A 21829-nucleotide genomic window follows, 5' to 3' on the forward strand; every position below is an offset into this window, starting at 1 on the left:
TCATTGGTGAATCTGAAAGGACCGCGCATGTCGAACCTCTTTTACCAGGCCAAGGGCCGCCGCCCGATCGGCACTCGCGCCGAGGGGGTGTACATCTGGGACGAGGACGGCAGGCAGGTGATTGACGGCGCGAGCGGCGCGATGGTTGTCAACATCGGCCACTCGAATGAGCGGGTGCTTGCGGCGATGCGTGAGCAGCTCGACAAGGCCACGTTCCTGTACCGGCTGCAGTTCGAGAACGAGCCGGCCGAGCGGTTCGCCACTGCGCTTGCCGAGCGGCTGCCTGCCGAGCTGGAAGAGGTGTTCTTCGTATCCGGGGGCTCAGAGGCCGTCGAATCCGCACTGAAGCTCGCGCGCCAGTGGGCGGTCGCAACGGGGCAGCCCGAGCGCTGGAAGATCATTTCTCGTTTCCCTGGCTACCACGGTTCCACGCTCGGCGCCCTCTCCGTGACCGGCTACGACCTGCTCACGCAGCACTACCTTCCGCTCATGACGGAGATGCCAAAGATCCCGGCCCCCACCGCGTACCTCGATCGCGATGGGCTGACGATGGCCGAGCGGGGCCTGCGCTACGCCGACATGCTCGAGGCGAAGATCCTCGCCGAGGGGCCCGAGAGCGTGCTCGCGTTCATCATGGAACCCGTGGGTGGGGCAACCACGGGAGCGTTGGTCGCTCCGGACAGCTACTACGCCCGGATCCGCGAGATCTGCGATCGCTACGGGATCCTGCTCATCCATGACGAGGTGATGAGCGGCGCGGGGCGCACTGGCAAGTACCTCGCCGGCGACCACTGGGGGTGCCAGCCCGACATCGTGGCGCTCTCGAAGGGACTCGGCGCGGGGTACGCGCCGCTCGGCGCAATGGTGGCGCCGGAGCGGATCGTGGGGCCGGTGCTCTCCTCGGGGGGCTTCGCGCACGGTCACACGTATGCGGGCAATCCGCTCGCGAGCGCGGCGGGTCTTGCGGTGCTCGAAGAGATCGACCGGCTCGGCCTGCTGGGGAACGCGAGCGACATGGGGGACCGCCTCATGGCGGGGCTCCGTGAGCTCGCCACCCGCCACCCCGTGATTGGCGACGTGCGCGGGAAGGGCCTGCTGCTTGCCGCTGAGTTTGTTGCAGACCGCGACACCATGGAGCCCCTCGCCCCCGAGCTCAACGCGCACGAGCGCATGGTGGAACTCGCTTTCGAGCGCGGCCTCATCCTGTACTCCCGCCGCACGCGCGGCGGGCGGTCCGGAGATCACTTCCTCGTGTGCCCGCCCATGATTGTCACCGCGGACGAGGTCGATCGGATTCTCGAGATCCTCGACGATACGCTCCTCGCGCTCGAGCGCGAGCTCGGGCTGCCGAACGCGTGAGCGGGGGAGCGCAGAAGCGGTCAGCCGTCGCGCCGGGCAGTGTGGAGACCGCGCGTGGGCCCGTGCCGCTGTCGAGTCTCGGTCCCGTGCTCTCGCACGAGCACCTCTTCATCAATTTGATGGCGGAGCGCCGCGGCGACGGGCTCCTCCACGACGAGGCGCTCATGGCCCGTGAGCTCGCGGTATTTGCGAAGCAGGGCGGGGGTGCGATCTTCGACCTGACCACCGCGGAGCTCACCCCGGGTTCGACGCTTGACTCAGAGCGGAGCTTTGACGCACGCCGGGCCGGTCAAACGCGGAACCCGCGAGCAGTCGAGGCCGTCAGGCGGGTAAGTGAGGCGACCGGGGTGCACGTGGTGCTCGGAACCGGGCGCTACCGCGATCCGTTTCTTGACCCCGAGCTGATCGCGGAGCTCGGCGTTGCGGGGCTCGCGGCTGAAATGGTGCACGACCTCACCGTGGGGTTCGCGGATACTGGGATCAGGGCTGGCCTGATTGGTGAGGTGGGTGCCGACAAGTGGTTCATCTCGGAGGTCGAGGAGCAGGTGTTTCGTGCTGCTGCTGCGGCGAGCGTGCAGACCGGTGCGCCCGTGTACACCCACGCGGCGCGCTGGACGGTGGGGGTCGAACAGTCGGAGCTGCTCGTTTCGTGCGGCGTCGCGCCCGAGAAGATCGCGATCGGGCACGTCGACACCGTGCCGAGCGTTGACTACGCGGTGGAGCTCGCGGCTCGCGGCCACTACGTGGGCATCGACACGATCTACTCGACGGCACCCGCCGCGCTTGAGCACCGCGTCGCCCAAGTGCTCGCGCTGGTGCGCGCCGGCCACCGCGACCGGATCCTCCTCGCGCACGACGTGTGCGTTGCTTCGCTGCTGCAGGCGAATGGCGGGCCCGGCTTCGGGCTCGTCATGGGCGAGTTCCGCGCCGCGCTACTCGCTGCAGGAATCGGCGAGGACGAGTTCCGCTCGATGATGGTCGAGAACCCGGCCCGGTACCTCGCTCCCTCGGAGAGCGGCGCAGCCGGCACTCCGAAGAAGCGAGCCAGCCCAAGCGCGTGAAATAGTTCAGGCGCGTGAAATAACCCAGCGCCCATCCGGGTGGGCGGTTCCGGAAGGGCGCTGGGAGCGAGTGGGGTGTGGCCGCGTGCGCGCGCGGCCACACCGCCCGGGAAGCTCCGTGGAGCTCCCGGCTGTGTGCGGGGCTACGCCTCTTCGGGCGGTGCCACCGGGGCCGGGGCGAGGCGGGTCAGCTGGGTGACGTGCCGAGGCTCGAGCTCCTCGAGTGACGAGACCCCGAGCAGGGTCATCGTGCGTTCAATCTCGCTCCGCAGAATGGTGATCATGCGGTCGACGCCCTCGCGGCCACCCGCCATGAGCCCGTACAGATACGCGCGTCCCACGAGCGCGAAGCTCGCGCCCAGTGCGACGGAGGCAACGATGTCCGCGCCGTTCATGATGCCGGTGTCGACCATGATGTTGGCATCGCGCCCCACCTCGCGCACCACGCCCGGCAGGAGGTGGAACGGAATGGGGGCACGGTCAAGCTGGCGCCCCCCGTGGTTCGACAAGACGATGCCGTCAACCCCGCGCTCGACCAGTCGCACGGCGTCCGGAACGTTCTGCACGCCCTTCACCACAAGCTTTCCGGGCCAGAGCTCGCGAATAACCTCGAGATCCTCGTAGGAAATGGTGGGGTCCATCGCCGAGTTCAGCAGTTCGCCGACGGTGCCGCCCGTGGTGGACAGCGAGGCGAACTCGAGCTTCGGTGTGGTGAGGAAATCGAACCACCACCAGGGGCGGGGGATCGCGTTCAGGATCGTACCTGCCGTCAGCTGCGGCGGGATGGAGAAGCCATTGCGCGTGTCGCGCATGCGGTTGCCGGCGACCGGGGTGTCGACCGTAAACATGAGGGTGTCGAACCCGGCCGCGGCGGCTCGCTCGACGAGCCCGTAGGAGATGTCGCGATCGCGCATCACGTAGAGCTGGAACCAGTTGCGGCCATTCGGGTTTGCTGCGCGCACGTCCTCGATGGAGGTAGTGCCCAGCGTGGAGAGCGTGAACGGGATGCCCGCGGCGGCCGCGGCTCCGGCGCCAGCGATTTCGCCCTCGGTCTGCATGAGTCGGGTGAAACCGGTCGGCGCGATGCCGAAGGGGAGCGCGGAACTGCCGCCCAAGATGTCGATCGACGTGTCGACATTGTTGGCAGGGCGCAGAATGTCGGGGTGAAACTCGACGTCCTCGAACGCCTGACGTGCGCGAGCCAGTGAGATCTCGGCCTCGGCGCTTCCATCCGTGTAGTCGAAAGCAGCCTTGGGAGTGCGGCGCTGGGCGATCCGGCGCAGATCGTAGGTGGTGAGCGCTCGGTCGAGGCGGCGCTTCTTGCCGTTGAGCTCGGGGGCTTTGAATCGCATGAGCTCGAAGAGCTCCGCGGGGCGGGGGAACTGGCGCTGCACCATTGGACTCCAATCGAGTGAGGTGGGCGTTCGCCGCGCCTCATGTGGTCGGGCCATGTGGTCCGACCACATGAAGTGTAGGCCGCAACGGGTGAACGCGTCAAGCCTGCGGCGAAGCCTAGGGCGTGCGCGTCGCTGCGGTGGTCTCCGCGTAGTACCCCGAGATATGCTCCCGCAGGAGATCGCCCGCAGCCACGCTGTCGCCGCCCGCGAGCGCAGCGAGAATGGCGCGGTGCTCCGCGCGGAGCCGGTCGGCGGTGCGGGTCCACTCGGGGAGCGCACGCGCCAGCTCGGCGGTGTGATCCGCGATGGCGAGCCGCAGCGCATCCATGAGGGTGCTGATGAGCGGATTCCCCGCTGCCCGAGAGAGGGTCGCGTGGAACTCTGCGTCGAGCGCGAGGAACTCTTCCACGCTCAAGCCGGCCTCATCCATGCGATCGAGCAGCGCCCCCGCGGCGGCCTGGTCCACCTGTTCAGGGGCAGAATGCAGCGCGGCCCAGCTCTCGAGAAGCAGTCGCGTCTCGGCGACGTGCTCATGCTCGACGCGCTGCGTCGCAAGCTCGAGGTTGAGGGAGAGCGCGAATGCCTGCTCTGGCGCGGCAGTGATGATGGTGCCCGAGCGTGGGCCGGAACCGGTCGCGGTGGTGATCGTGCCGAGCGCCTCCAGTACGCGCAGCGCCTCGCGAAGCGAGCTCCGTGATACCTGCAGCGTCTCCGCGAGTGCGCGCTCCCCAGGGAGGTGGTCGCCGATGTGGAGTCGTCCGCTCGCGAGCTCGGAGGTGACCCAGTTCATCACGACTTCGTGGGCTTTCATGGTGCTGATTATCTCAGTCGAGCGCGTCGGTCGCGCCGCTCATGCGCGCGCGGACTGGCCTTGGGTGAGCTGCGCGGCGACCGCGTCAAGGACCGCGTCCGGCGAACCGATCGCGTCGTACACCGCCACGACCACGCGCTGCGGGGTGCCGGCGCCAGCCGGATCGAGCCAGGGTGCATACAGTCCGGCGACGCGGCGGAGGTCTTGCGTGACCTCACCTGCGGCGTCCGTGACGCTGCCGCGCAGCCAGGCGCGCAGGGTGGCGTTGTGCACCGCGACGAGCGAGGCGGAGAGTGCGGGTGCCACCCAGTCGGGGGTCGTGTGTGGGGTGGCCGTGCGGATGAACCGCGTGTACACGCGCTCGTAGCGGTGGGTGATGATCAGTTCGCGATCCCGCAGCGCGGGGGTGAGTCGCATGAGCTCGAAACGAAGCTGCGCGGCCTCCGGGTCGCGAGTGAGGAGGCGCAGCACGTCTGCGGTTCCCTGCACCAGCGCCTCGCCCGGCGGCAGCTGCGTGCTTCCGAGGAACGCATCGAGCTGCGCGAGTGCGTGATCGTGATCGGCGAAGATCACGTCGTCCTTGCTTCCGAACCGGCGGAAGAAGGTACTCCGACTCATACCCACAGCGTCGGCGAGGTCCTCCGCGGTGGTCGCTTCATACCCTCGCTCGGCGAGGCGCCGGATCGCCGCGGCCGCGCTCGCGGGTGCCGTGGCCTGACGCACTGCCTTCGAACTCATACGCCGAAGCTAGCACAAATCCCGGTTGTGGGACTCCGTTTCAATTGATTGGGATCGGGCTTCACGAATTGTGGGAACCCGAGACGGCGCCGGGTGGTGCTTGACCTGGCACCGCGTCTCAGGCAGTCTCGGGGGCAGGCACCAAGGCGGTGCGGAGAGGACGTCGTCATGTCGAAGCCTGGAACCGGCCCCACCCCGCAGGGTACGCAGGAGCCCGAATACGAGCTGTGGGAGCCGCTGGATCCCGATGTCGCCGGGGTCTTCCGCGATATTCCTGAAGATGTCCGCGCATACCGGGATCGGGCGCGCGCGTTTGTGCAAGATGAGGTGCGCCCGGTGATCGCCGGCATCTGGGACCGCGCGGAGTACCCGCTCCACCTCGCCGCGCGCCTGGGCGAGCTCGATCTGCTTCGCGATGGCGTCGATGTTCCCGGTTTCCCAGAGCAGAGTCTCCTCGCCGCAAGCCTCACCACGATGGAGCTCGCCCGCGGAGACGGCTCGGTCGCCACGATCGTTGGCGTGCAGGGCGGCCTTGCCCTGCGCTCGGTCGCGTGGTGTGGGTCTGACGCGCAACGCGAGCGCTGGCTTGCCCCGCTCGCGCGTGGAACCGAGCTCGGCGCGTTCGCGCTCACCGAGCCCACGCACGGCTCGGACTCGGTGAGCCTCGAGACCCGGGCTGAGACCGCAGCGGACGGCGGCTTCGTGATCACCGGCCACAAGAAGTGGATCGGCTCCGGCAGCGTGGGCCACCTCGCCGTAGTGTGGGCGCGAGGCGACGACGGGCAAGTGCAGGGCTTCCTGGTTCCGCAAGACGCGCCGGGCTACCGCGCCAGCACTATCGAGGGGAAGGTGTCGCTCCGCGCGATCTGGCAGGCGGAAATCGAGCTTGACGGTGTGCGGGTCGACGCCGATGCGAAGCTGCCCGGGGCGAACTCGTTCAAGGACACCTCGCGCGTGCTCCAGGCGACGCGGTTGGGCGTGGCGTGGGCCGCGCTGGGGCAAGCCACCGCGGTGTACGAGACCGCCGTGCACTACGCGAAGCAGCGCGTGCAGTTCGGCCGACCGCTCGCGGCCTCCCAGATCGTGCAGGCGCGTCTCGCCGAGATGTTGAGCAAGCTGACGGGGCTGCAAACGCTGCTGATGCAGCTCACGCAGGCGGAGGAGCGCGGCGAGCTTTCGGGCCCCGGTGCCTCGCTCGGCAAGTACACCGCCACCCGCACCGCACGCGACATGGCTCGCGATGCGCGCGATCTCCTGGGCGGCAACGGCATCTTGCTCGAGAACCGGGCGGCGCGGCACTTTGCCGACATCGAGGCGCTGCACACGTACGAGGGTACGGAGACCGTGCAGGCGCTCATTATCGGGCGCGAGATCACGGGCCTCTCGGCGTTCGCCTAGCGCGGGAGCGCGCGCGTTTCGAATGCGAGCCAGAGAAGCGCGCGCTCCGTGGGCGAGTCGAGCGCGACGCCCAGCAGACGTTCTGCGTCGCGCAGGCGGGAGTTCAGCGTCTGCCGATGTACCCCGAGCGTCTCGGCGGCGCGCTCGAGTGCACCATTCGCCGCAAGGAATGCGTGCAGCGCCTCGCGCACGCGTTCGCCGTGTGCCTGGGGGAGCCCGTCGAGCCGGGCCTGCCACTCGCTGAACACGGGAGGCGACTCGCTGCGCAGGAGCCAGTCGGAGAGCGCGTCCTCGGTGCCGAGCTGTGCGGTGGTGAGCGCGCGCAGCTCGGGGTGGCCCGCGGAAGCGCGGTGCGCGCGCCGTGCTTCCTCGCACAGCTCGAGTGTGTCGGCTGGCGTGCCGGTGCGGCTCACCCCGGCCCGCCACTCGGCGAGCGCCCCGCGTTCCGCACGGATGAAGCGGTCGATTGCGTCCGCAGCGGGGCCCGCCTGGGTGGCCGGCAGCACCACGAAGAAGCCATCCTCGGTGGGGGCAAGGAGCGGCGTTGCGGCGGGCACGCCGACAGTGAGCTCCGCGGCGAGCGCTGCCTTCAGGAGCAGGCCCGCCGCGGGTTCCCTGCGTGCGCGTGCCCCCGCGTGCGTGGCCGGGCCGAAGAACGCGACGGTGCACCGGGCGGCGCCGGGAGACAGTAGCTCGAAGAGTCGCGGGTCCGCGCTCATGCGCCCGGAGACCGCCTCGGCAATCAGCTGCTCCCGGAGTGAGGCCGCGAGCCCGGTGCGGGCCACGGTGTCGCGCGAAAGGTCGATGAAGGTGGCGATCGAGCCAATGAGACCCTGCTCGAGCGGGGTGTATCGACGGCGTCGCACGACGGCGATCGGGGAGCCCGCCGTGCTCGCGAGGTGCAGGTAGAGCGGGCCGATCGACGCGCTCGCCGCGGTGCGACCTGAGGCCACGTGCCGGGAGAGCTCGGTCGCCACGGCCTGAACTTCAGCAGGGTCGAGCCGCGCGTGCTCGGGCGCAAGCTGCTTGAGCCCGCCCGGCGCGGCCCACAGGACGGCGGCGTCGAGCTCGCGACCGAGCCGTTCGAGCCCCTGCTCCTGCTGCTCAGGGGTGGCATCCGTGTACGCGAGCCGTTGCTGCACCTCCAGCATGTGCCGCACCTGATCGAGCTGGCGGTCCGCGTGTCGGCGAGCGACGAACTCGGAGACGGCAATGTACGGCGTGGAGAGGGGAATGCGCAGGAGTGGGATTCCGTGCGCATCCGCGGCGCGGAGCCAGTCTGCGGGGATCTCCTCGACGATCAGCCCGACGCCAAAGCCGACCGCGGCGACACCCCGCTCCGCGAGCGCCACGAAGTATCGATCCAGCTCCTCACTCGTGCGCTCGACGAGGCCGGTCGTGAGGAGGAGCAGGTCGCGAGCGAGCCAGGGGCTCGGATCTCGGATCTCTGCGACGTGGACCTGAGAAACGGAGCGGTGCAGGAGGTGATGTCCCGCGGCGCAGCTGAGCGCGAGGGACCGGTCTGCGAGAAGATCGGCGAGCGTGGGGGCCATGTTCACGATGATAGTGAGTGTGTTCGAATACTTCACGCAAACCGTGATGGTGGATGCCGAGAGGAGTCGCCAAGCTGGAACACACAACGCATCACCAGCACGAGGAGTTCCCACCATGTCCGCATCCGCACGCAGCTTTGAGCTCATTGGCGCCCCGTTCGACGGTGCATCCACCCTCGGCTTTCCGGGCTCGCGATTCGCGCCCGAGCGCATTCGTCACGCGCTGGGGTGGATCACGCAGCGCGTGGAGGACGGACGCGTGTTCTCGCTCGAGACGGGGGAGCTTCACGCGGCACCTGTGATCCACGATGGGGGTGACGCCGCCGTCGTCGCGCACGACCTGATGACCACCCTCGCTCGTACCAGCGAGCGCGTGAGCGAGAGCGTGCGTGCAGGACATGTGCCGATCCTGCTGGGCGGCGACGACTGCTTCCTGTTCGCAGGAACGCAGGGACTCCACGACGCTACGAGCGGCTCAGTGGCCGTCATCCACTTTGACGCGCACCTCGATGTGATGGATGAGAACGTGCAGCAGGGCACCCACAGCCAGTCGAGCGGCATGCGACGCTCGCTCGAGCTGCCGCGTGCGAGCACGGAGCACAGCATTCAGGTGGGCCTCCGCCACTTCAACTTCCCGTCCTCGCACGACTACCTCGCGGACTCCGGCCTGGCACGGATCACCGCGGCGGAGTTCGCCGAGATCGGCACCGAACGAGCTATCGCCCGGATTCTCGAGCGGATCGCCGGCGCCGAGCACGTCCACCTCTCCTTCGATATCGATGCGATCGACCCCGCGCACGCCCCCGGCGCCGGCGCACTCGAGCCCGGCGGCATCACGTCGCGCCAGGCCATCGACACGATTGCGGCCCTCGCGCCACACTGCGACTCGTTCGCGGTGACCGAGGTGAACCCCATGACCGACCATCAGGACATGACCGCGACGCTCGCGGCATACCTCTGCTACTACTTCGCGGTGTTCGGCCAGGAGGCCGCGGCGAAGTAGTGCGTGTGGCCGCGGCCCCGCCGCCACGCACACCGTGAGACCATGAACAAAGGAGTGAATGCGATGACGATAGGAAGCGACGCGACGAGCGCGCGCCTCGACACCGGGACCATCAACGTGGTCCGCAAACAGGAGCTGCGACGAGCCGTGCGCGGCACCTTCGTTGGCAACGTGATGGAGTGGTACGACGTTGGTGTCTTCGGCTACCTCATTGTGACCCTCGGCCCGGTCTTCCTGCCCGACGCCGATCGTGCAACGCAGGTCATCTTCATGCTCGGCACCTTCGCCAGCACGTACCTGTTCCGGCCGCTCGGCGGGCTATTCTTCGGCTGGCTGGGGGACAAGATCGGGCGCAAGCGCGTGCTCTTCCTCACGCTCACGCTCGTGGCGGTCGCCACGTTCCTCATCGGGCTCCTGCCCAGCCACGCGGCGATCGGCTCGCTGGCCGCCGTGCTCCTCGTCGCCCTCAAGATCTTGCAGGGCTTCTCCGCGGGCGGCGAGTTCACCGGCGCGCTGACGTTCATCACGGAGTCGGCGCCGGACAAGAAGCGGGGCTTCTACGCGGCCTTCCTGGACGGCGGCAGCTACCTTGGCTTCGTGCTGGGCGCCGCGATCGTCACCGCCATGCAGGTCATGTTCGGCCAGGCGGCGATGGAAGAGGGGCTCTGGCGCGTGCCGTTCCTGATCGCCGGACCGCTCGGTCTCGTCGCGGTGTACCTGCGAATGCGGGTCGAAGAGTCGCCGCACTTTGCAGCTCTCGCAGCGGAGCAGGCCGCAACAGGTCAGGCCGCGATTCGGGTCAACCCGCTGCGCGTCTTCGCTGCGAACTGGCGGCCCATGCTGCTCGTCATCCTGCTCGTGGCCGCCGCGAACACGGCGGGATACGCGTTCACCTCGTACATGCCCACGTATCTGTCGACCGTGCTGGAACACGATGCGGTGCAGGGCAACCTGTTCTCACTGCCACTGATGCTGCTGATGGCGTGCCTCATGCCGTTCGTGGGGATGCTCTCCGACCGCGTCGGCCGAAAGCCGGTGCTCACCGCCGCCGCGGTGTGGATCGTGCTGCTCAGCTTCCCCGCGTTCATGCTGATCGGGTCTGACGCGCCGCTTGCGATCATCTCGGGTCTCGCGCTGATCGGGATCCCGGTCGCGCTCTACATGGGCACGCTCGCGTCCACCTATCCGGCGCTGTTCCCGACCGCGTCCCGGAACACGAGTCTCGGCGTCTCGTACAACATCTCGATCGCTCTCTTCGGTGGCACGGCTCCGCTCGTCATCGACACGCTCGTGCGTGCGACGGGGAACCCAGCGGCGGCCGCGTTCTACCTCATGGGCATGTCGGTGATCGGCTTGATCGCGATCCGCCTCATCCCAGAGACGGCCGGCTTGCCGCTCGAGGGATCCGAGCCCAACGTCGAGACCGAACTGGAAGCGCACCAGCTGCACACGGCGCGCGTCGCAGCCGGGCGCTAAAACGCCTGAGGGCCCCGCGTGCGCGGGGCCCTCAGGTGGTGCCTGGTGGAGTCGTTCTATGCGCCCGTGCCGGGCAGGTCGACTGCCGCGGTGAGCGGCTGCCCGTTGCGCAGCAGTCGCCGCTTGGTGAACTGCCAGCTCACCGCAAGCGCGATGAACCAGACGGGCGTGAAGAGCAGCGGGAGGCGCGTGTCCTCCGCGAGGAACAGCGTCACGAGAATGAACGCAAAGAACGCGAGCACGATCCAGGGCACGACCCGGGGGAGCGGCGTCTTGAACGCCGAGCTTGCGTGGCGCTCGGGGTACTTCCGCAGGTACTGAATAAAGGAGATCGCGATCATGCTCCAGATGAAGAGAATGAACGTCGAAGCGACGGAAGTAACGAAGGTGAACGCCTCGATGACACTGTCACCGAGCAGCAGAATCGGTACGGCGGAGAACACGAAGACCGCGGAGAAGAACACCGCGCGCCGGGGCACCCCACGCGAGTCGGTCAGCGCGAATCCGCTGGGTGCATGACCATCGTGCGCGAGCGCGTGCATCATTCGTGTGCCCGAGTAGAAGCCCGAGTTGGCGCTCGAGGCCGCGGAGATCAGCACAACGAGGTTGATGGCGAATGCGGCGGCCCCGAAACCCGCGTAGGCAAACGTCGTGACGAACGGGCTCTGATCCGGATCGAGACGATCCCAGGGCGTGATCGCCATGATCACCGTGAGCGCACCGATGTAGAAGATGAGCACACGAACCACGATCGAGTTGATCGCGCGGGGGAGGTTATGGTGCGGATCCTTCGTCTCAGCGGCGGCGGTGCCGACGAGCTCTACGCCGATGAAGGAGAAGATGCCGAGCTGGAACCCGAGCAGGAAGCCGCTCGCGCCGAACGGGAACATGCCGCCGTGATCCCACAGGTGCGAGAGCGCCGCCTGCGTGCCGGTGTCGGGGTTCTGGAAACCGGTTGCGAGCAGCACGATGCCGGTTGCGATAAGCGCGAGGATCGCGACAATCTTCACGAGGGAGAACCAGAACTCGAACTCGCCGAAGAACCGCACGGGCTGCAGATTCAGCACCATAAGCACGGCTGCGGTGATGAGCGCGGGCAACCACGGCGGGATCGACGCGTTGATGTAGGAGACGTAGCTCGTGATCGCGATGATGTCGGCCACGCAGATGACCACCCACGTGATCCAGTACGTCCACGACACGAAGTAGCCCGCCCACGGGCCAATGAGATCCTTCGCGATGTCGCCGAACGTCTTGTAGTTGAGATTCGACAGCAGCAGCTCGCCGAGAGCGCGCATGAGGAGGAACATCATGCAGCCGATCACGGCATAGATGAAGAGGACGGACGGGCCGGTGAGGCTGATGACCTTGCCCGAGCCGAGGAACAGACCGGTGCCGATTGCGCCGCCGATGGCGATCAGCTGGAGGTGACGATTGGTGAGGCCGCGCTGCAGTTCTTCGTGCGCGCCAGGAGCGGTGCCGCTCATGTGAACTCCCATCCCGAGGGTAGGTTTCCGATTGTAGCGAGCCGCGCGCGGGGCGGTCGGCTCGGCGGGTGCGAAACAACGCACATACGCGGAGAACTTCGATATCTCAGTGGACCCCTGAGGGATCGAATCAGAGATGTCGAAGTTCTCCGCGTGGAAGTGAGACTGGCTCAGTCCTCCGAGTCCGGCAGCGGAATCGCCGCGGTCAGCGGGCGGCCCTCGCGCTGCAGCTTCCGCTTGCGCAGCTGCCACAGCACCGTGAGGAGGAGGAACCAGATCGGCGTTGCGAGGAACGGCGGACGCGTGTCCTCACCGTAGAGCAGCGTGCCGGCAATGAACACGAAGAACGCGAGCACGGCCCACGGCATGATCCGCGAGAGGGGCATCTTGAAGCCCGAGGTGGCGTGGCGCTCGGGGAAGCGCTTGCGGTACACAATGTAGCTCACCACGATCGAGCCCCAGGTGAAGAGAATCATCGTGGCGCACATCGACGACACGAAGGTGAACGCGGCCACAACGCCGTCGCCGGCGAAGAGCAGCGGGATTGCGGCGAACAGGAACACCGCGGTGAAGAACACCGAACGACGGGGCACCCCACGCGAGTCGGTGAGCGCGAACGACTTCGGCGCGTGGCCGTCCTTCGAGAGGCCGAAGAGCATGCGGGTGCCCGAGTACAGGCCGCCGTTGGCGCTCGACGCGGCGGAGGTGAGCACCACGAGCTGGATCGCCGCCGCCGCGAGGCCGAAGCCCGCGAGGGCGAGCGTCGTGACGAACGGGCTCTTGTCAGCCTCAATCTGGTTCCACGGGGTGACGCTCATGATGATCGCGAGGGCGCCCACGTAGAAGATGAGGATGCGCAGCACGATCGAGTTGATCGCCTTGGGGAGGGTCTTCCGCGGGTTCTCGGTCTCGGCCGCCGCGGTGCCGACCATCTCAACGCCGATGAAGGAGAAGATGCCCATCTGGAAGCCGAGCACGAAGCCTGAGGCGCCCATCGGGAACATGCCGCCGTGCTCCCACAGGTTCGCGAAGGAGGCCTGCGTGCCCTCGGGGCTCGTGAAACCAGTGATCACGAGGATGAGGCCCACCGCGATCAGGCTGAGGATCGCGACGATCTTGAGGATTGCGAACCAGAACTCGGTCTCGCCGAACCACTTCACGGGCTGCAGGTTGAGGATCAGCAGCACTCCGGCCGTGATGAGGGCCGGCAACCAGCTCGGGATCTCGGGGTTGAACCACTGCACGTACGCAGTGATCGCGATGATGTCGGCCACACACGCGATGACCCACGAGAACCAGTAGTTCCACGACACAAAGAAGCCAGCCCACGGGCCGAGCATGTCCTTCGCGATGTCCCCGAACGTGTGATAGTTCAGGTTCGACAGCAGCAGCTCGCCGAGGGCACGCATGATGAAGAAGACAAAGAAGCCGATCACCATGTACACGAAGATGATCGCCGGGCCGGACACGCTGATGAGCTTGCCTGAACCGAGGAACAGCCCCGTACCGATCGCCCCGCCAATGGCGATGAGCTGCAGGTGGCGGTTTTTCAGGCCGCGCTGCATCTCACCGCTCGGTGAGGTGGTTGCTGTTGTGGACATGACACTCCCTTGTGTGGGTTTCTTGGCGCGCCCGGATAAGGCGCTGGTATTCGAAGGGTGACCTGGAGATTGTAGTGGGCGTTACGCCACGACCCGGAACGTGGCGAGCGCGGGATCAGCCGCGCCGCGGACATAGCCCGAGGGGGCCGCGCCCGTCGCGCGAAGGAAATCGACGACCTCGGCGCTCAAGATCTCGCCGGGCAGCACGTTCGGCACGCCGGGCGGGTAGGCAGCGAGCGAGTCCGCGGAGATCCGCCCCACCGCCTGATCGAACGGCACCACCTCGACGGGGCTGTAGAACGCCTCGCCGAGTCCCATTGCGCGCTCGCACGGGGCGGGCAGCACGATCGGCCGCTCGGGCTCGATGGCCGCTTCGGGAAGCGCCTGCAGCGCGTTCCAGAATCGGTCAACATCGACGGGGGAGATCGCGCCGACGAGCAGCAGCAGGGCCGATGGGGTCGACAGCTCGGCGTAGACCTTGTGGTCGCGCAGCAGCTGGTAGTGCGCGTCACTGCCGGTGATGCCCGCGCCGCGCGTGTCGATGAGCACCTTGAACGGGTCGTTCGTCACCGCGTCGGGGCTCGCGAGGATGTCGGGGGTCGCGTCGCGGAAGCGGCGGTCCGCACGAACGCGGCGACGGATTTCCTCGGCGGTCTCGAGGGCCCGCTCAACGAGCTCGGGGCGCGTCACAATGTTCTTGCGGGCCTCGTCGAGCGAAGCGAGCAGCAGAGCGCTGCAGCTGGTCGACTGGTGCGAGCGCACCACGCGGTCGACGAGCGGGGCGAGTGCCTCTGCGAACGAGCCGTGGCCGAGCTGGATCATGGCCGACTGCGTCAGCGAGCCGACCGCCTTGTGCGTGCTCGACACCACGAGATCGGCACCGAGGCGGGCAGCGTTGACGGGCAATTTCGGGTGCAGGCCGAAGTGCGAGCCCCACGACTCGTCGACGATCAGCGGGACACCGTGGTCGTGTGCGACGCGCGAGATCGCGGCGATATCCGCGACCGCACCAAAGTAGCTGGGGGAGACGATGTACACGGCGGAGCTCGCCGGGTTCTCCGTCAGCACGGCCTCGACCTGCTCGGCGGTGACGCCGTGCGCGGAACCGAGTCCCGTGTCCACGTAGCCGGTGACGAAGTGGGGCGTGAGGCCCACGTGGGTCATACCGTCGATCACGCTGGAGTGCACGCTGCGCTGCACCACGAGCTCGGTGCCGAGCCCGCGCACCACGGTCGTTGCAACATGGTTGCCGCCCGAGGCGCCGTTCGTGATGAACCAGGTGCGGCTGGCGCCCCAGGCCTCAGCCGCGAGCTCCTGCGCACGCATGAGCGGCGTGACGCGGCCGGGGGTGACGAGCCGCCAGGTCTCCTGGTCCACGCCGCTGAACAGCATGGGGAAATCGACCGCGAGTGCGGCTTCGCCCACGAGGTTTGCAACGCCAGGGGCGTTCTCCGGGTTCGCCTGGTGGCCCGGAACGTGCAGTCGCTGCCAGTCGTGCTGCGCAAGCGAGCGGATCGCGTCAGCGTACGGGGTCTCGTACTGGTGCGCGGGGATAGCAACCGATGCCTCGGCGGGCGTTTCGGGTGCGACGTGTGGAGCGGGGGCGGTCTGCATGGGACCAGAGTAGGTAAAGCCGCGACCCTATGCGGGATATCATGTTTTCGCGCGTGGTGACATAGTCTCTATAACATGATGACGCTCCAGCAGTTCCGCGTGCTCCTCGCAATTCGCGAGCACGGCAGCCTCACCCAGGCGGCCGAGGCGCTCGAGTACGGTGTGCCCACGGTGACCCACCACCTCCGCGCACTCGAAACACACCTGCGCGTGCGGCTCGTCGAGCGGGATCGCCGCGGCGCACACCTCACCCCGCTCGGAGCGGCGTTCGCCGCGGAAATCGCACCGGTGCTCACACGCATCGAGCGGGCTGAGCGGGCAGTTGCCGATCAGCGAGATGCGGGGGTGGTCACCCTCCGCGTCGGGACGTTCTCGTCAATCGGTGCCCGGCTCATGCCCGCCGCAATCGCGCAGTTGCAGCAGCGCACCTCTGTGCGGGTCGAGGTTGTCGAGGCAGAACCGACCGAGGTGCTCCGGCTCCTCCGCGTCGGTGAGGTGCACGCCGGACTCATCTACGACGTGTCAGACGAGCTCGCGCTGCAGGTGCCCGACGTGGAGCGCACCACGCTGATGTCGGAACCGTACCGGGTGATGGTGGCGAAGAGCGGCCCGTTTGGTGACCGTGCGGAACTTGATTTTGCCGAGCTGGCAGAGACCGCGTGGGTGTGCAGCCGCAACCCCGATGAGGCGTCAGACCGCGTGCTGCGCCGCGTGTACCACTCGCTCGGCCTGCCCGTGCGTGAGGTCATGCGCACGGATGACCTCACGATGATCCACGGTCTCGTTGCCGAAGGACTCGGCTGCGCGCTCACGACCGCCGCCGCGGTCGACGCCGACTTCGACATCGTGCTGCGGCCGGCGCTGCAGGATCTCGGGGAGCGGCGCGTCTCCTTCGTCACCCGCCGCGGAGCGGTGCCCCCGGCGGTGCAGTGGCTCGGCGAGATCCTCAGCGCACTCGCCGCGGAGCGCGTCGCGGCCTAGCACCCAGCGCTCGCCGCTGGGCTATCTCGCCGCGCGGCAGGCCGATGGCTATCTTGCCGCGCGGCAGGCCGATGGCTATCTTGCCGCGCGGCACGCCGCGACGAGCACGTCCGCCGCTGGGCTGAGCCGCGAGACGTCGTAGCGCATGGCGGGGTCGTGCAGCCCAGGGGTGACGTCCGCGCCGACGCCCAGCATGGCCGCCTGCAGCGCGGGCCGATGCAACGTGTAGCAGTGGAAATCGTCAGACCCCGAGGTGACCGCGCGCGGCGCGAGCGCGGCTTCACCTGCGACCTCGCGAATGGCGGCGGCGAGCTGCGCTTCGGCGGCGTCTCCGACGATCGCGGCGGGCACATAGTCCTCCTCGGCAAGCGAGATCTCGACACCGTAGCGGACCTCGAGCGCTCGCGCGATGCGCGCCACACCCTCGCGGAGTGCGCCCATCACCGAGTTGGACTGCGCGCGCAGATCGATCCCGAACGAGGCGGAACCGGGGATCACATTCAGGTTGCCCGAACCCGCACGAAGTTCCGTGAACTTCGCCGACGAGGCCACCTGCGGATCCACGCGCAGACCCGCGATCATGCTCGCAAACTCGGTCGCAACCTCAATCGCGTTGACGCCCTGGTGTGGGCGCGCGCCGTGGTGGTCGGCCCCCGCGATCCTGCCCCGCACGAAACAGCACGAGCCGTGCGAGATGGAGGGCGCGAAGCGGGGAGCTGGGAGCTCGCTGCCCGGGCGCAGATGCACCCCGAACAGTGTGTCGAGCTGGTCTGCGACGCCGAGCGCGGCAACCGATGCGGCGCCGTTGCCCTGTTCCTCCGCCGGCTGGAAGATGGCGCGCACGCCGTGCGAGAGCGCACCACCGAGCTCGTGGAGTCGCAGCACGGTCTCCGCGACAATCGCGAGGTTTGCATCGTGTCCGCAGGAGTGCGCGAGCACTGTGCCCGCGGCGGTCTCGTGCGCTAGGGCGTCGAGATCGCCACGGAGCCCGACCACGGGCTCCCCGGGCCCCACGTCAACCGTGAAGCCCGGGAAGTCCGCGAAATGCTGGGGCGTGAGCCCGGCCGCCTCGAACAGCTCCGCGAGGTATGCCGCGGTGCCGTGCTCCTGCCAGCTGGGCTCCGGGTGGGCGGCGAGGTGCTCGCGGATCCGAATGATCCGCGGCAGCTCGTCGCCCGTGCCCGACGCCGGGTGTGCGAAGGTCACGCCGGCACTCCCCAGATGGCGCCCGCGACGAGCGCGAGAGCCGCGACGACGAGCCACACCGCGATGAGCTTCCAAATGAACTTCACCCACAGCTCATACGGGATCCGCGCAACCGCGAGATATCCCATGAGCGCGCCCGAGGTTGGGATGATCGAGTTGGTGATCGCGTCACCGTACTGGAACGCGAGCACGGCAACCTGGCGGTCGATCCCGAGCAGGTCGGAGAGTGGCACCATGAGCGGCATCGTGGTTGCGGCCATGCCGCTGCCCGAGGGGATGAAGAAGTTCAGGATCGCCTGGAATACGAACATCCCGATCACCGTGAGCGTGGGCGGCCAGTGCGAGATGCCGTCGGCGATGAAGTTGACGATCGTGTCGAGCGTCTGCCCGTCCTGCATCACCACGAGGATCGCGCGGGCAAAGCCGACGACGAGGGCGCCGAAGACAACAGCGCGCATGCCCTCAACCAGGTTCGTGAACGAGCCGTTGATGCCCAGCCCACCGATGATGCCGGAGAGCATCGCGACGATGAAGAAGTTCGCGGCGAGCTGGTCGAGGAACCAACCCCAGTTGAACACGCCGTACATGTTGATGGCGATGCCGAGCGCGAGCAGGATCAGCACGATGCTGCGGCGGGCGGTGAGCGGCGGGATCTCCTCGCTCACCGCGTACTCGGTTGAGCCGACGCCGCCGACGCGACCGTAGAGGATGGACGTCTCGGGGTTCTTCTTGATCCGCGCGGCGTAGCGCATCACGTAGAAGATCGCGAAGGCGAGGATCGGAATGTAGACCGCGGTGCGGAACCAGATGCCTGAGAACAGCGGGACCTCGGCGATGCCCTGTGCAACGCCCACCGTGAACGGGTTCATCATGCCGCCGATGAAGCCGGAGGCCGCGCCGATCGCCACCATCGCGGTGCCCACGATCGCGTCGTAGCCGAGGGACAGGGCGATGCCGATCCCAATCGGAACAAAGATGATGCACTCCTCCGCCATGCCGGTGGTGAAGCCGAGCACCGAGAACACGATCATGACGAGCGGAATGATGAAGCGCTCGCTCTTGCCGATCTTCTGCACGAGACGATTGATGCCCGCATCGATCGCTCCCGTGGCGCGGATCACGCCGAACGCGCCGCCCACGAGGAAGATGTAGAACACGATCTGCGCGGCGGCCTGCATGCCGCGAGGGATCGCGGTGAAGATGTCGAAGGGCGCCATGTGCGTCTTCGCGATGGTGTCGAAGGTGCCGGGCACCACCATCATGCGGCCGTCGACATCAATGCGCTCGAACTCGCCCGAGGGGATGACGTAGGACAGGATGCCCACGAGGATGACGATCGAGAGGATGATCGCGTAGGTGTGTGGGATCGAGAGGCGGTCGCGTAGGCGGCGCTTCGGGGATTCGGTGATCGTGGTCATTCGACGATCAGCTCCTTCGCTGAGACGGTGAGGCGGTCGAGCGCCGCGGGGTCGAGGGTGACGCCGAGGCCGGGGCGATCGGTGATGTCGACGTAGGGGAGGGGGAAGTGGAGATCGCCCGGCTCGTCAGAGAAGGCGACGGGGCCGGAGAGCTCCGTGGAGACGATGTTCGGGTGCGCGAGCGCGAGGTGGTAGCCCGCGGCGGAGGAGACGCTCGTTTCGAGCATGGACCCGATCTGCACGGCGAGGCCGCCGAGCGCCGCCTGAGTGGCGAGGCGCTGGCAGGGCAAGATGCCACCGGACTTCATGAGCTTCAGGTTGACCATGTCGACGGACTCGTCGTGGATGAGGCGCGCGAGATCGCCCGTGGTGATGACAGCCTCGTCAGCCATGATCACGGCGCTCGTGTGCGGGCGGAGGCGGCGGAAGCCGTCGAGATCGTCGGCGGCGATGGGCTGCTCGATCCAGTCGATGTCGTAGGGCTCAATCGCGGCGATCATCCGGCGCGCGGTCGAAACATCCTGCCAGCCCTGGTTCGCATCGACGCGGATGCGAATGTCGGGGCCGACGGCCGCGCGCACGGCGGCTACGCTCGCGATGTCCTGCGCGGTGTCGGTGCCGAGCTTCATCTTCAGGTGTGTAAAACCATCGGCGATCGCGGCGCTCGCCTGGGCGGCCACCTCCGCGGGGGGCAGAATGCTGAGCACCTTCGCGATCATCGGCTGCTCGGGCTTCCGGCCGCCGAGGAGCGCGTGAACCGGGAGGCCCGCGTGCTTGCCGAGCAGGTCCCAGCAGGCGATGTCGAGTGCGGCCTTCGCGGCGCCGTTCGCGACGAGTGCGGTGTTCATGCGCTCGTGTACCTGGTTCAGGTTGCGCGGGTCGGTGTCGCGCAGCGCCGGCAGCAGGTGCTGGGTGAGGGCTGCGACGACGGACTCGACCGTTTCGCCGGTGACGTGCTCATCGGGAACCGCTTCGCCAATGCCCTCGAGCCCCGTGTCGGTGCGGAGCGTCACGATGACGCTCGGCATGACGTCGTAGCGGGCGTAGGAGACGATGAACGGTACCTTCAGCGGTGCCTCGATCACTCGGATGTCGGCGCTGACAATTCTCATATTGGGAAAACCCACCTCGTCGTTGATTGTGTCGTTTGAGTGTCGGTAATACGAGAGAGTAGGGCGCGCGCCGCCTCGCTGTCAAAGCGACGGGCACCCCGATCTTGCTGATGCGCTCCAGAGTGAATCTGGTGCGGCGGGCAGTGGAAGATCGCGACGGGCCGAGGCGGCCGCGTCACGCGCCGGTGCCGCGCGGGTGAAACGACGTGTGCATCTGTGCGGGATCGCCGCTGCCTGCGCGCCGCTGCCGCGCTGCGGCCTCGAGCTCCTCCGAGAGGGCGTAGACCGTGCGCGGGCGCCCTGCGTCGAGCGGCTGCTCCTGGCCGGCGACGCGTAGCGCCGAGGCGTCGAGGAGCTTGCGCACCGCGCGCTCGGCCGTGCGGGGAGAGGTCTGGCTCGCTGCCGCCCACTCTGCCGCCGTGAACGGGGCGAAGTCGCGTCCCGCGAGGAAGGCGATCAGGCGCGTCACCGAGCGAGCCTGCATGCCCGCGCTCGCCGCAAGCTCGATGAGCCACGGCTCGGTGTGCCGGGCCTCCTCCGCGCTGTCTGCCGCCCCCGGATCGCCCAGCAGCGCGTGCACGCGCGAGGCCTCGTCCACGAGGAAGGCGGCGGTGTCCGCCTGGGCAATGGCGCGCCGAAGCGCCTGCAGCGCGCGATCCTCCGCCTCGTAGAGATGTTGGCCCACGCCCACGCCGAGGGACGCGGCGCGCTCGGATGGACCCGCGCGACGCAGTGCCGCGGTGAGCGCCGGCAGGCGGGTATCAAGCTCGCCGCGCGTCGTGTAGAACATGTCGAGACCACCCCGCTGCCACGAGGCGAGGCGGTGCTGCACGGGCGTGGCGAAGCGGCCGAGCTCGCCGGCGAGGTGAGCGCGCAGCTCAGTGGCGGGGGAGTCCGCGTCCGCGGGGGCCGTGGTCGTGAGGTAGACGACGGCGATGAGGCCGCCCTCGAGCCGCTGCACGGACACCCGCTGTTGCGCCGTGCGAATGAGGTCGAGGTCATGCTGCAGTGAGTCGATCATGAACATGACGGGCTGTCCCGCCGCGTGCAGCCGGTCGTAGACCGCGTGCACACTCGTGATCGCGAGCCGCGCGCCGGCTTGCTCCGCGCGATCCGCGTGGAATCGCGCAATCTCGTCGACGTCCACGGGGCGCGAGAAGCGCGACTCGTAGACCCAGCGGTAGTCAGTCACCTGTGCGGGATCGAGGTGGATCCCTGTGTCCCGAGCGACGGCGGCCGCGACTTCCGGGTTCGGCATATCGATGGAGATCTCGGGAATCGTGAGGGGCCGCTGTGCGAGGTCCCCCGGCCTGACCTTCGGTTGCCCGCCCGCGGTTGCCGCGAGGAGCGAGGCAACGAGCGTGTAGTCGGAGAACCGCCCCACCAGCACGGGCGTATCGCCGTCGAGCTCGCGTTCGCGGTGATAGTGCGAGATGGTGCCCGAGAAGCAGACGGCATCGTTCTCCGCGAGCGCGCGGCGGTACTGCTCCGCGGTGTCGTGCGGGTCCGAGTACGGATACGAGCGCAACGCAATACCCGGCAGCTGCGCCTCGGCCCCGGCAAGGCGGGCAACCGAGTGCGCCGAGCCGATGAATCCTACGCGTACGCTCACAC

General features: G+C 68.0%; 17 protein-coding genes. 6 read left to right on the forward strand and 11 right to left on the reverse strand.

Annotated elements, in window-relative coordinates; all coding sequences use genetic code 11:
• Positions 1–27 precede the first annotated feature (27 nt).
• On the forward strand, positions 28–1359 hold the full coding sequence (locus tag D3226_RS08010; RefSeq protein WP_202381997.1) for an aminotransferase family protein: 1332 nt from the start codon (positions 28–30) through the stop codon (positions 1357–1359).
• Positions 1356–2420 (forward strand): phosphotriesterase family protein, encoded by a 1065-nt coding sequence (locus D3226_RS08015; protein ID WP_202381998.1) that lies wholly within the window; start codon positions 1356–1358, stop codon positions 2418–2420. The genes D3226_RS08010 and D3226_RS08015 overlap by 4 nt, the downstream gene beginning before the upstream one ends.
• A 143-nt stretch (positions 2421–2563) precedes the next feature.
• Here the strand turns inward: D3226_RS08015 and D3226_RS08020 are convergent, their stop codons facing one another.
• From D3226_RS08020 to D3226_RS08030, 3 genes are all read right to left on the reverse strand, one after another.
• Positions 2564–3817 carry an alpha-hydroxy acid oxidase gene (locus tag D3226_RS08020; RefSeq protein ID WP_202381999.1) on the reverse strand — a complete coding sequence of 418 codons (1254 nt, stop codon included), beginning with the start codon at positions 3815–3817 and terminating at the stop codon, positions 2564–2566.
• Positions 3818–3932: 115 nt separating this feature from the next.
• A complete protein-coding gene (locus D3226_RS08025; RefSeq protein WP_202382000.1) occupies positions 3933–4628 on the reverse strand; it encodes a FadR/GntR family transcriptional regulator in 696 nt (231 codons plus the stop codon).
• Positions 4629–4667: 39 nt separating this feature from the next.
• Positions 4668–5366, reverse strand: a complete 699-nt coding sequence (locus D3226_RS08030; protein ID WP_202382001.1) for a TetR/AcrR family transcriptional regulator — start codon at positions 5364–5366, stop codon at positions 4668–4670.
• Between the two features lie 168 nt (positions 5367–5534).
• Between D3226_RS08030 and D3226_RS08035 the strand changes: the two genes are divergently transcribed.
• Entirely contained in the window at positions 5535–6764 is a 1230-nt protein-coding gene (locus D3226_RS08035) for an acyl-CoA dehydrogenase family protein (RefSeq protein WP_202382002.1), read from the forward strand.
• Here the strand turns inward: D3226_RS08035 and D3226_RS08040 are convergent.
• Positions 6761–8317, reverse strand: a complete 1557-nt coding sequence (locus tag D3226_RS08040) for a PucR family transcriptional regulator (RefSeq protein ID WP_202382003.1) — start codon at positions 8315–8317, stop codon at positions 6761–6763. The two genes, D3226_RS08035 and D3226_RS08040, sit on opposite strands and share 4 nt — an antisense overlap.
• A gap of 115 nt (positions 8318–8432) precedes the next feature.
• Here D3226_RS08040 and D3226_RS08045 point away from each other — a divergent pair, with 115 nt between their 5' ends.
• Together D3226_RS08045 and D3226_RS08050 are read left to right on the forward strand one after the other, a co-directional pair.
• The gene (locus tag D3226_RS08045) at positions 8433–9320 is read left to right on the forward strand and encodes an arginase family protein (protein ID WP_202382004.1); all 888 of its coding nucleotides are present in this window, start codon (positions 8433–8435) and stop codon (positions 9318–9320) included.
• Between the two features lie 63 nt (positions 9321–9383).
• Positions 9384–10796 (forward strand): MFS transporter, encoded by a 1413-nt coding sequence (locus tag D3226_RS08050; RefSeq protein WP_202382005.1) that lies wholly within the window; start codon positions 9384–9386, stop codon positions 10794–10796.
• 56 nt (positions 10797–10852) lie between these two features.
• On the opposite strand, the gene D3226_RS08055 is transcribed toward D3226_RS08050, so the two are convergent.
• The 3 genes from D3226_RS08055 to D3226_RS08065 all read right to left on the reverse strand — a co-directional run bounded on the left by D3226_RS08055 (position 10853) and on the right by D3226_RS08065 (position 15498).
• A complete protein-coding gene (locus tag D3226_RS08055) occupies positions 10853–12283 on the reverse strand; it encodes an amino acid permease (protein WP_202382006.1) in 1431 nt (476 codons plus the stop codon).
• A gap of 170 nt (positions 12284–12453) precedes the next feature.
• Complete coding sequence (locus D3226_RS08060) at positions 12454–13884, reverse strand: amino acid permease (protein WP_202382007.1); 1431 nt, start codon at positions 13882–13884, stop codon at positions 12454–12456.
• Positions 13885–13965: 81 nt separating this feature from the next.
• A complete protein-coding gene (locus D3226_RS08065; protein WP_202382008.1) occupies positions 13966–15498 on the reverse strand; it encodes an aminotransferase class I/II-fold pyridoxal phosphate-dependent enzyme in 1533 nt (510 codons plus the stop codon).
• 75 nt (positions 15499–15573) lie between these two features.
• Between D3226_RS08065 and D3226_RS08070 the strand changes: the two genes are divergently transcribed.
• Positions 15574–16479 (forward strand): LysR family transcriptional regulator, encoded by a 906-nt coding sequence (locus D3226_RS08070; RefSeq protein ID WP_202382009.1) that lies wholly within the window; start codon positions 15574–15576, stop codon positions 16477–16479.
• 75 nt (positions 16480–16554) lie between these two features.
• Here the strand turns inward: D3226_RS08070 and D3226_RS08075 are convergent, their stop codons facing one another.
• The 4 genes from D3226_RS08075 to D3226_RS08090 form a co-directional block, all read right to left on the reverse strand.
• Positions 16555–17685, reverse strand: coding sequence for an amidohydrolase (locus D3226_RS08075; RefSeq protein WP_202382010.1), 1131 nt, complete (start codon positions 17683–17685; stop codon positions 16555–16557).
• Entirely contained in the window at positions 17682–19103 is a 1422-nt protein-coding gene (locus tag D3226_RS08080) for a YfcC family protein (protein WP_202382011.1), read from the reverse strand. Before D3226_RS08080 ends, D3226_RS08075 begins: the two co-directional genes overlap by 4 nt.
• Positions 19100–20215, reverse strand: a complete 1116-nt coding sequence (locus D3226_RS08085; RefSeq protein WP_202382012.1) for a mandelate racemase/muconate lactonizing enzyme family protein — start codon at positions 20213–20215, stop codon at positions 19100–19102. Before D3226_RS08085 ends, D3226_RS08080 begins: the two co-directional genes overlap by 4 nt.
• 175 nt (positions 20216–20390) lie before the next feature.
• Positions 20391–21827, reverse strand: coding sequence for a hypothetical protein (locus D3226_RS08090; protein WP_202382013.1), 1437 nt, complete (start codon positions 21825–21827; stop codon positions 20391–20393).
• Between the last annotated feature and the right edge of the window lie 2 nt (positions 21828–21829).

The sequence above is a fragment of the Leucobacter chromiireducens subsp. chromiireducens genome, assembly GCF_016758255.1.
Taxonomy (GTDB): Bacteria; Actinomycetota; Actinomycetes; order Actinomycetales; family Microbacteriaceae; genus Leucobacter; species Leucobacter chromiireducens.

What these genes read in the sequence shown, in the direction of transcription:
- D3226_RS08060 (WP_202382007.1), bottom strand. Translation starts at nt 13,884, where the DNA reads ATGTCCACAACAGCAACCACCTCACCGAGCGGTGAGATGCAGCGCGGC.
- D3226_RS08080 (WP_202382011.1), bottom strand. Translation starts at nt 19,103, where the DNA reads ATGACCACGATCACCGAATCCCCGAAGCGCCGCCTACGCGACCGCCTC.
- D3226_RS08050 (WP_202382005.1), top strand. Translation starts at nt 9,384, where the DNA reads ATGACGATAGGAAGCGACGCGACGAGCGCGCGCCTCGACACCGGGACC.
- D3226_RS08065 (WP_202382008.1), bottom strand. Translation starts at nt 15,498, where the DNA reads ATGCAGACCGCCCCCGCTCCACACGTCGCACCCGAAACGCCCGCCGAG.
- D3226_RS08020 (WP_202381999.1), bottom strand. Translation starts at nt 3,817, where the DNA reads ATGGTGCAGCGCCAGTTCCCCCGCCCCGCGGAGCTCTTCGAGCTCATG.
- D3226_RS08040 (WP_202382003.1), bottom strand. Translation starts at nt 8,317, where the DNA reads ATGGCCCCCACGCTCGCCGATCTTCTCGCAGACCGGTCCCTCGCGCTC.
- D3226_RS08025 (WP_202382000.1), bottom strand. Translation starts at nt 4,628, where the DNA reads ATGAAAGCCCACGAAGTCGTGATGAACTGGGTCACCTCCGAGCTCGCG.
- D3226_RS08010 (WP_202381997.1), top strand. Translation starts at nt 28, where the DNA reads ATGTCGAACCTCTTTTACCAGGCCAAGGGCCGCCGCCCGATCGGCACT.
- D3226_RS08070 (WP_202382009.1), top strand. Translation starts at nt 15,574, where the DNA reads ATGATGACGCTCCAGCAGTTCCGCGTGCTCCTCGCAATTCGCGAGCAC.
- D3226_RS08055 (WP_202382006.1), bottom strand. Translation starts at nt 12,283, where the DNA reads ATGAGCGGCACCGCTCCTGGCGCGCACGAAGAACTGCAGCGCGGCCTC.
- D3226_RS08085 (WP_202382012.1), bottom strand. Translation starts at nt 20,215, where the DNA reads ATGAGAATTGTCAGCGCCGACATCCGAGTGATCGAGGCACCGCTGAAG.
- D3226_RS08035 (WP_202382002.1), top strand. Translation starts at nt 5,535, where the DNA reads ATGTCGAAGCCTGGAACCGGCCCCACCCCGCAGGGTACGCAGGAGCCC.
- D3226_RS08030 (WP_202382001.1), bottom strand. Translation starts at nt 5,366, where the DNA reads ATGAGTTCGAAGGCAGTGCGTCAGGCCACGGCACCCGCGAGCGCGGCC.
- D3226_RS08045 (WP_202382004.1), top strand. Translation starts at nt 8,433, where the DNA reads ATGTCCGCATCCGCACGCAGCTTTGAGCTCATTGGCGCCCCGTTCGAC.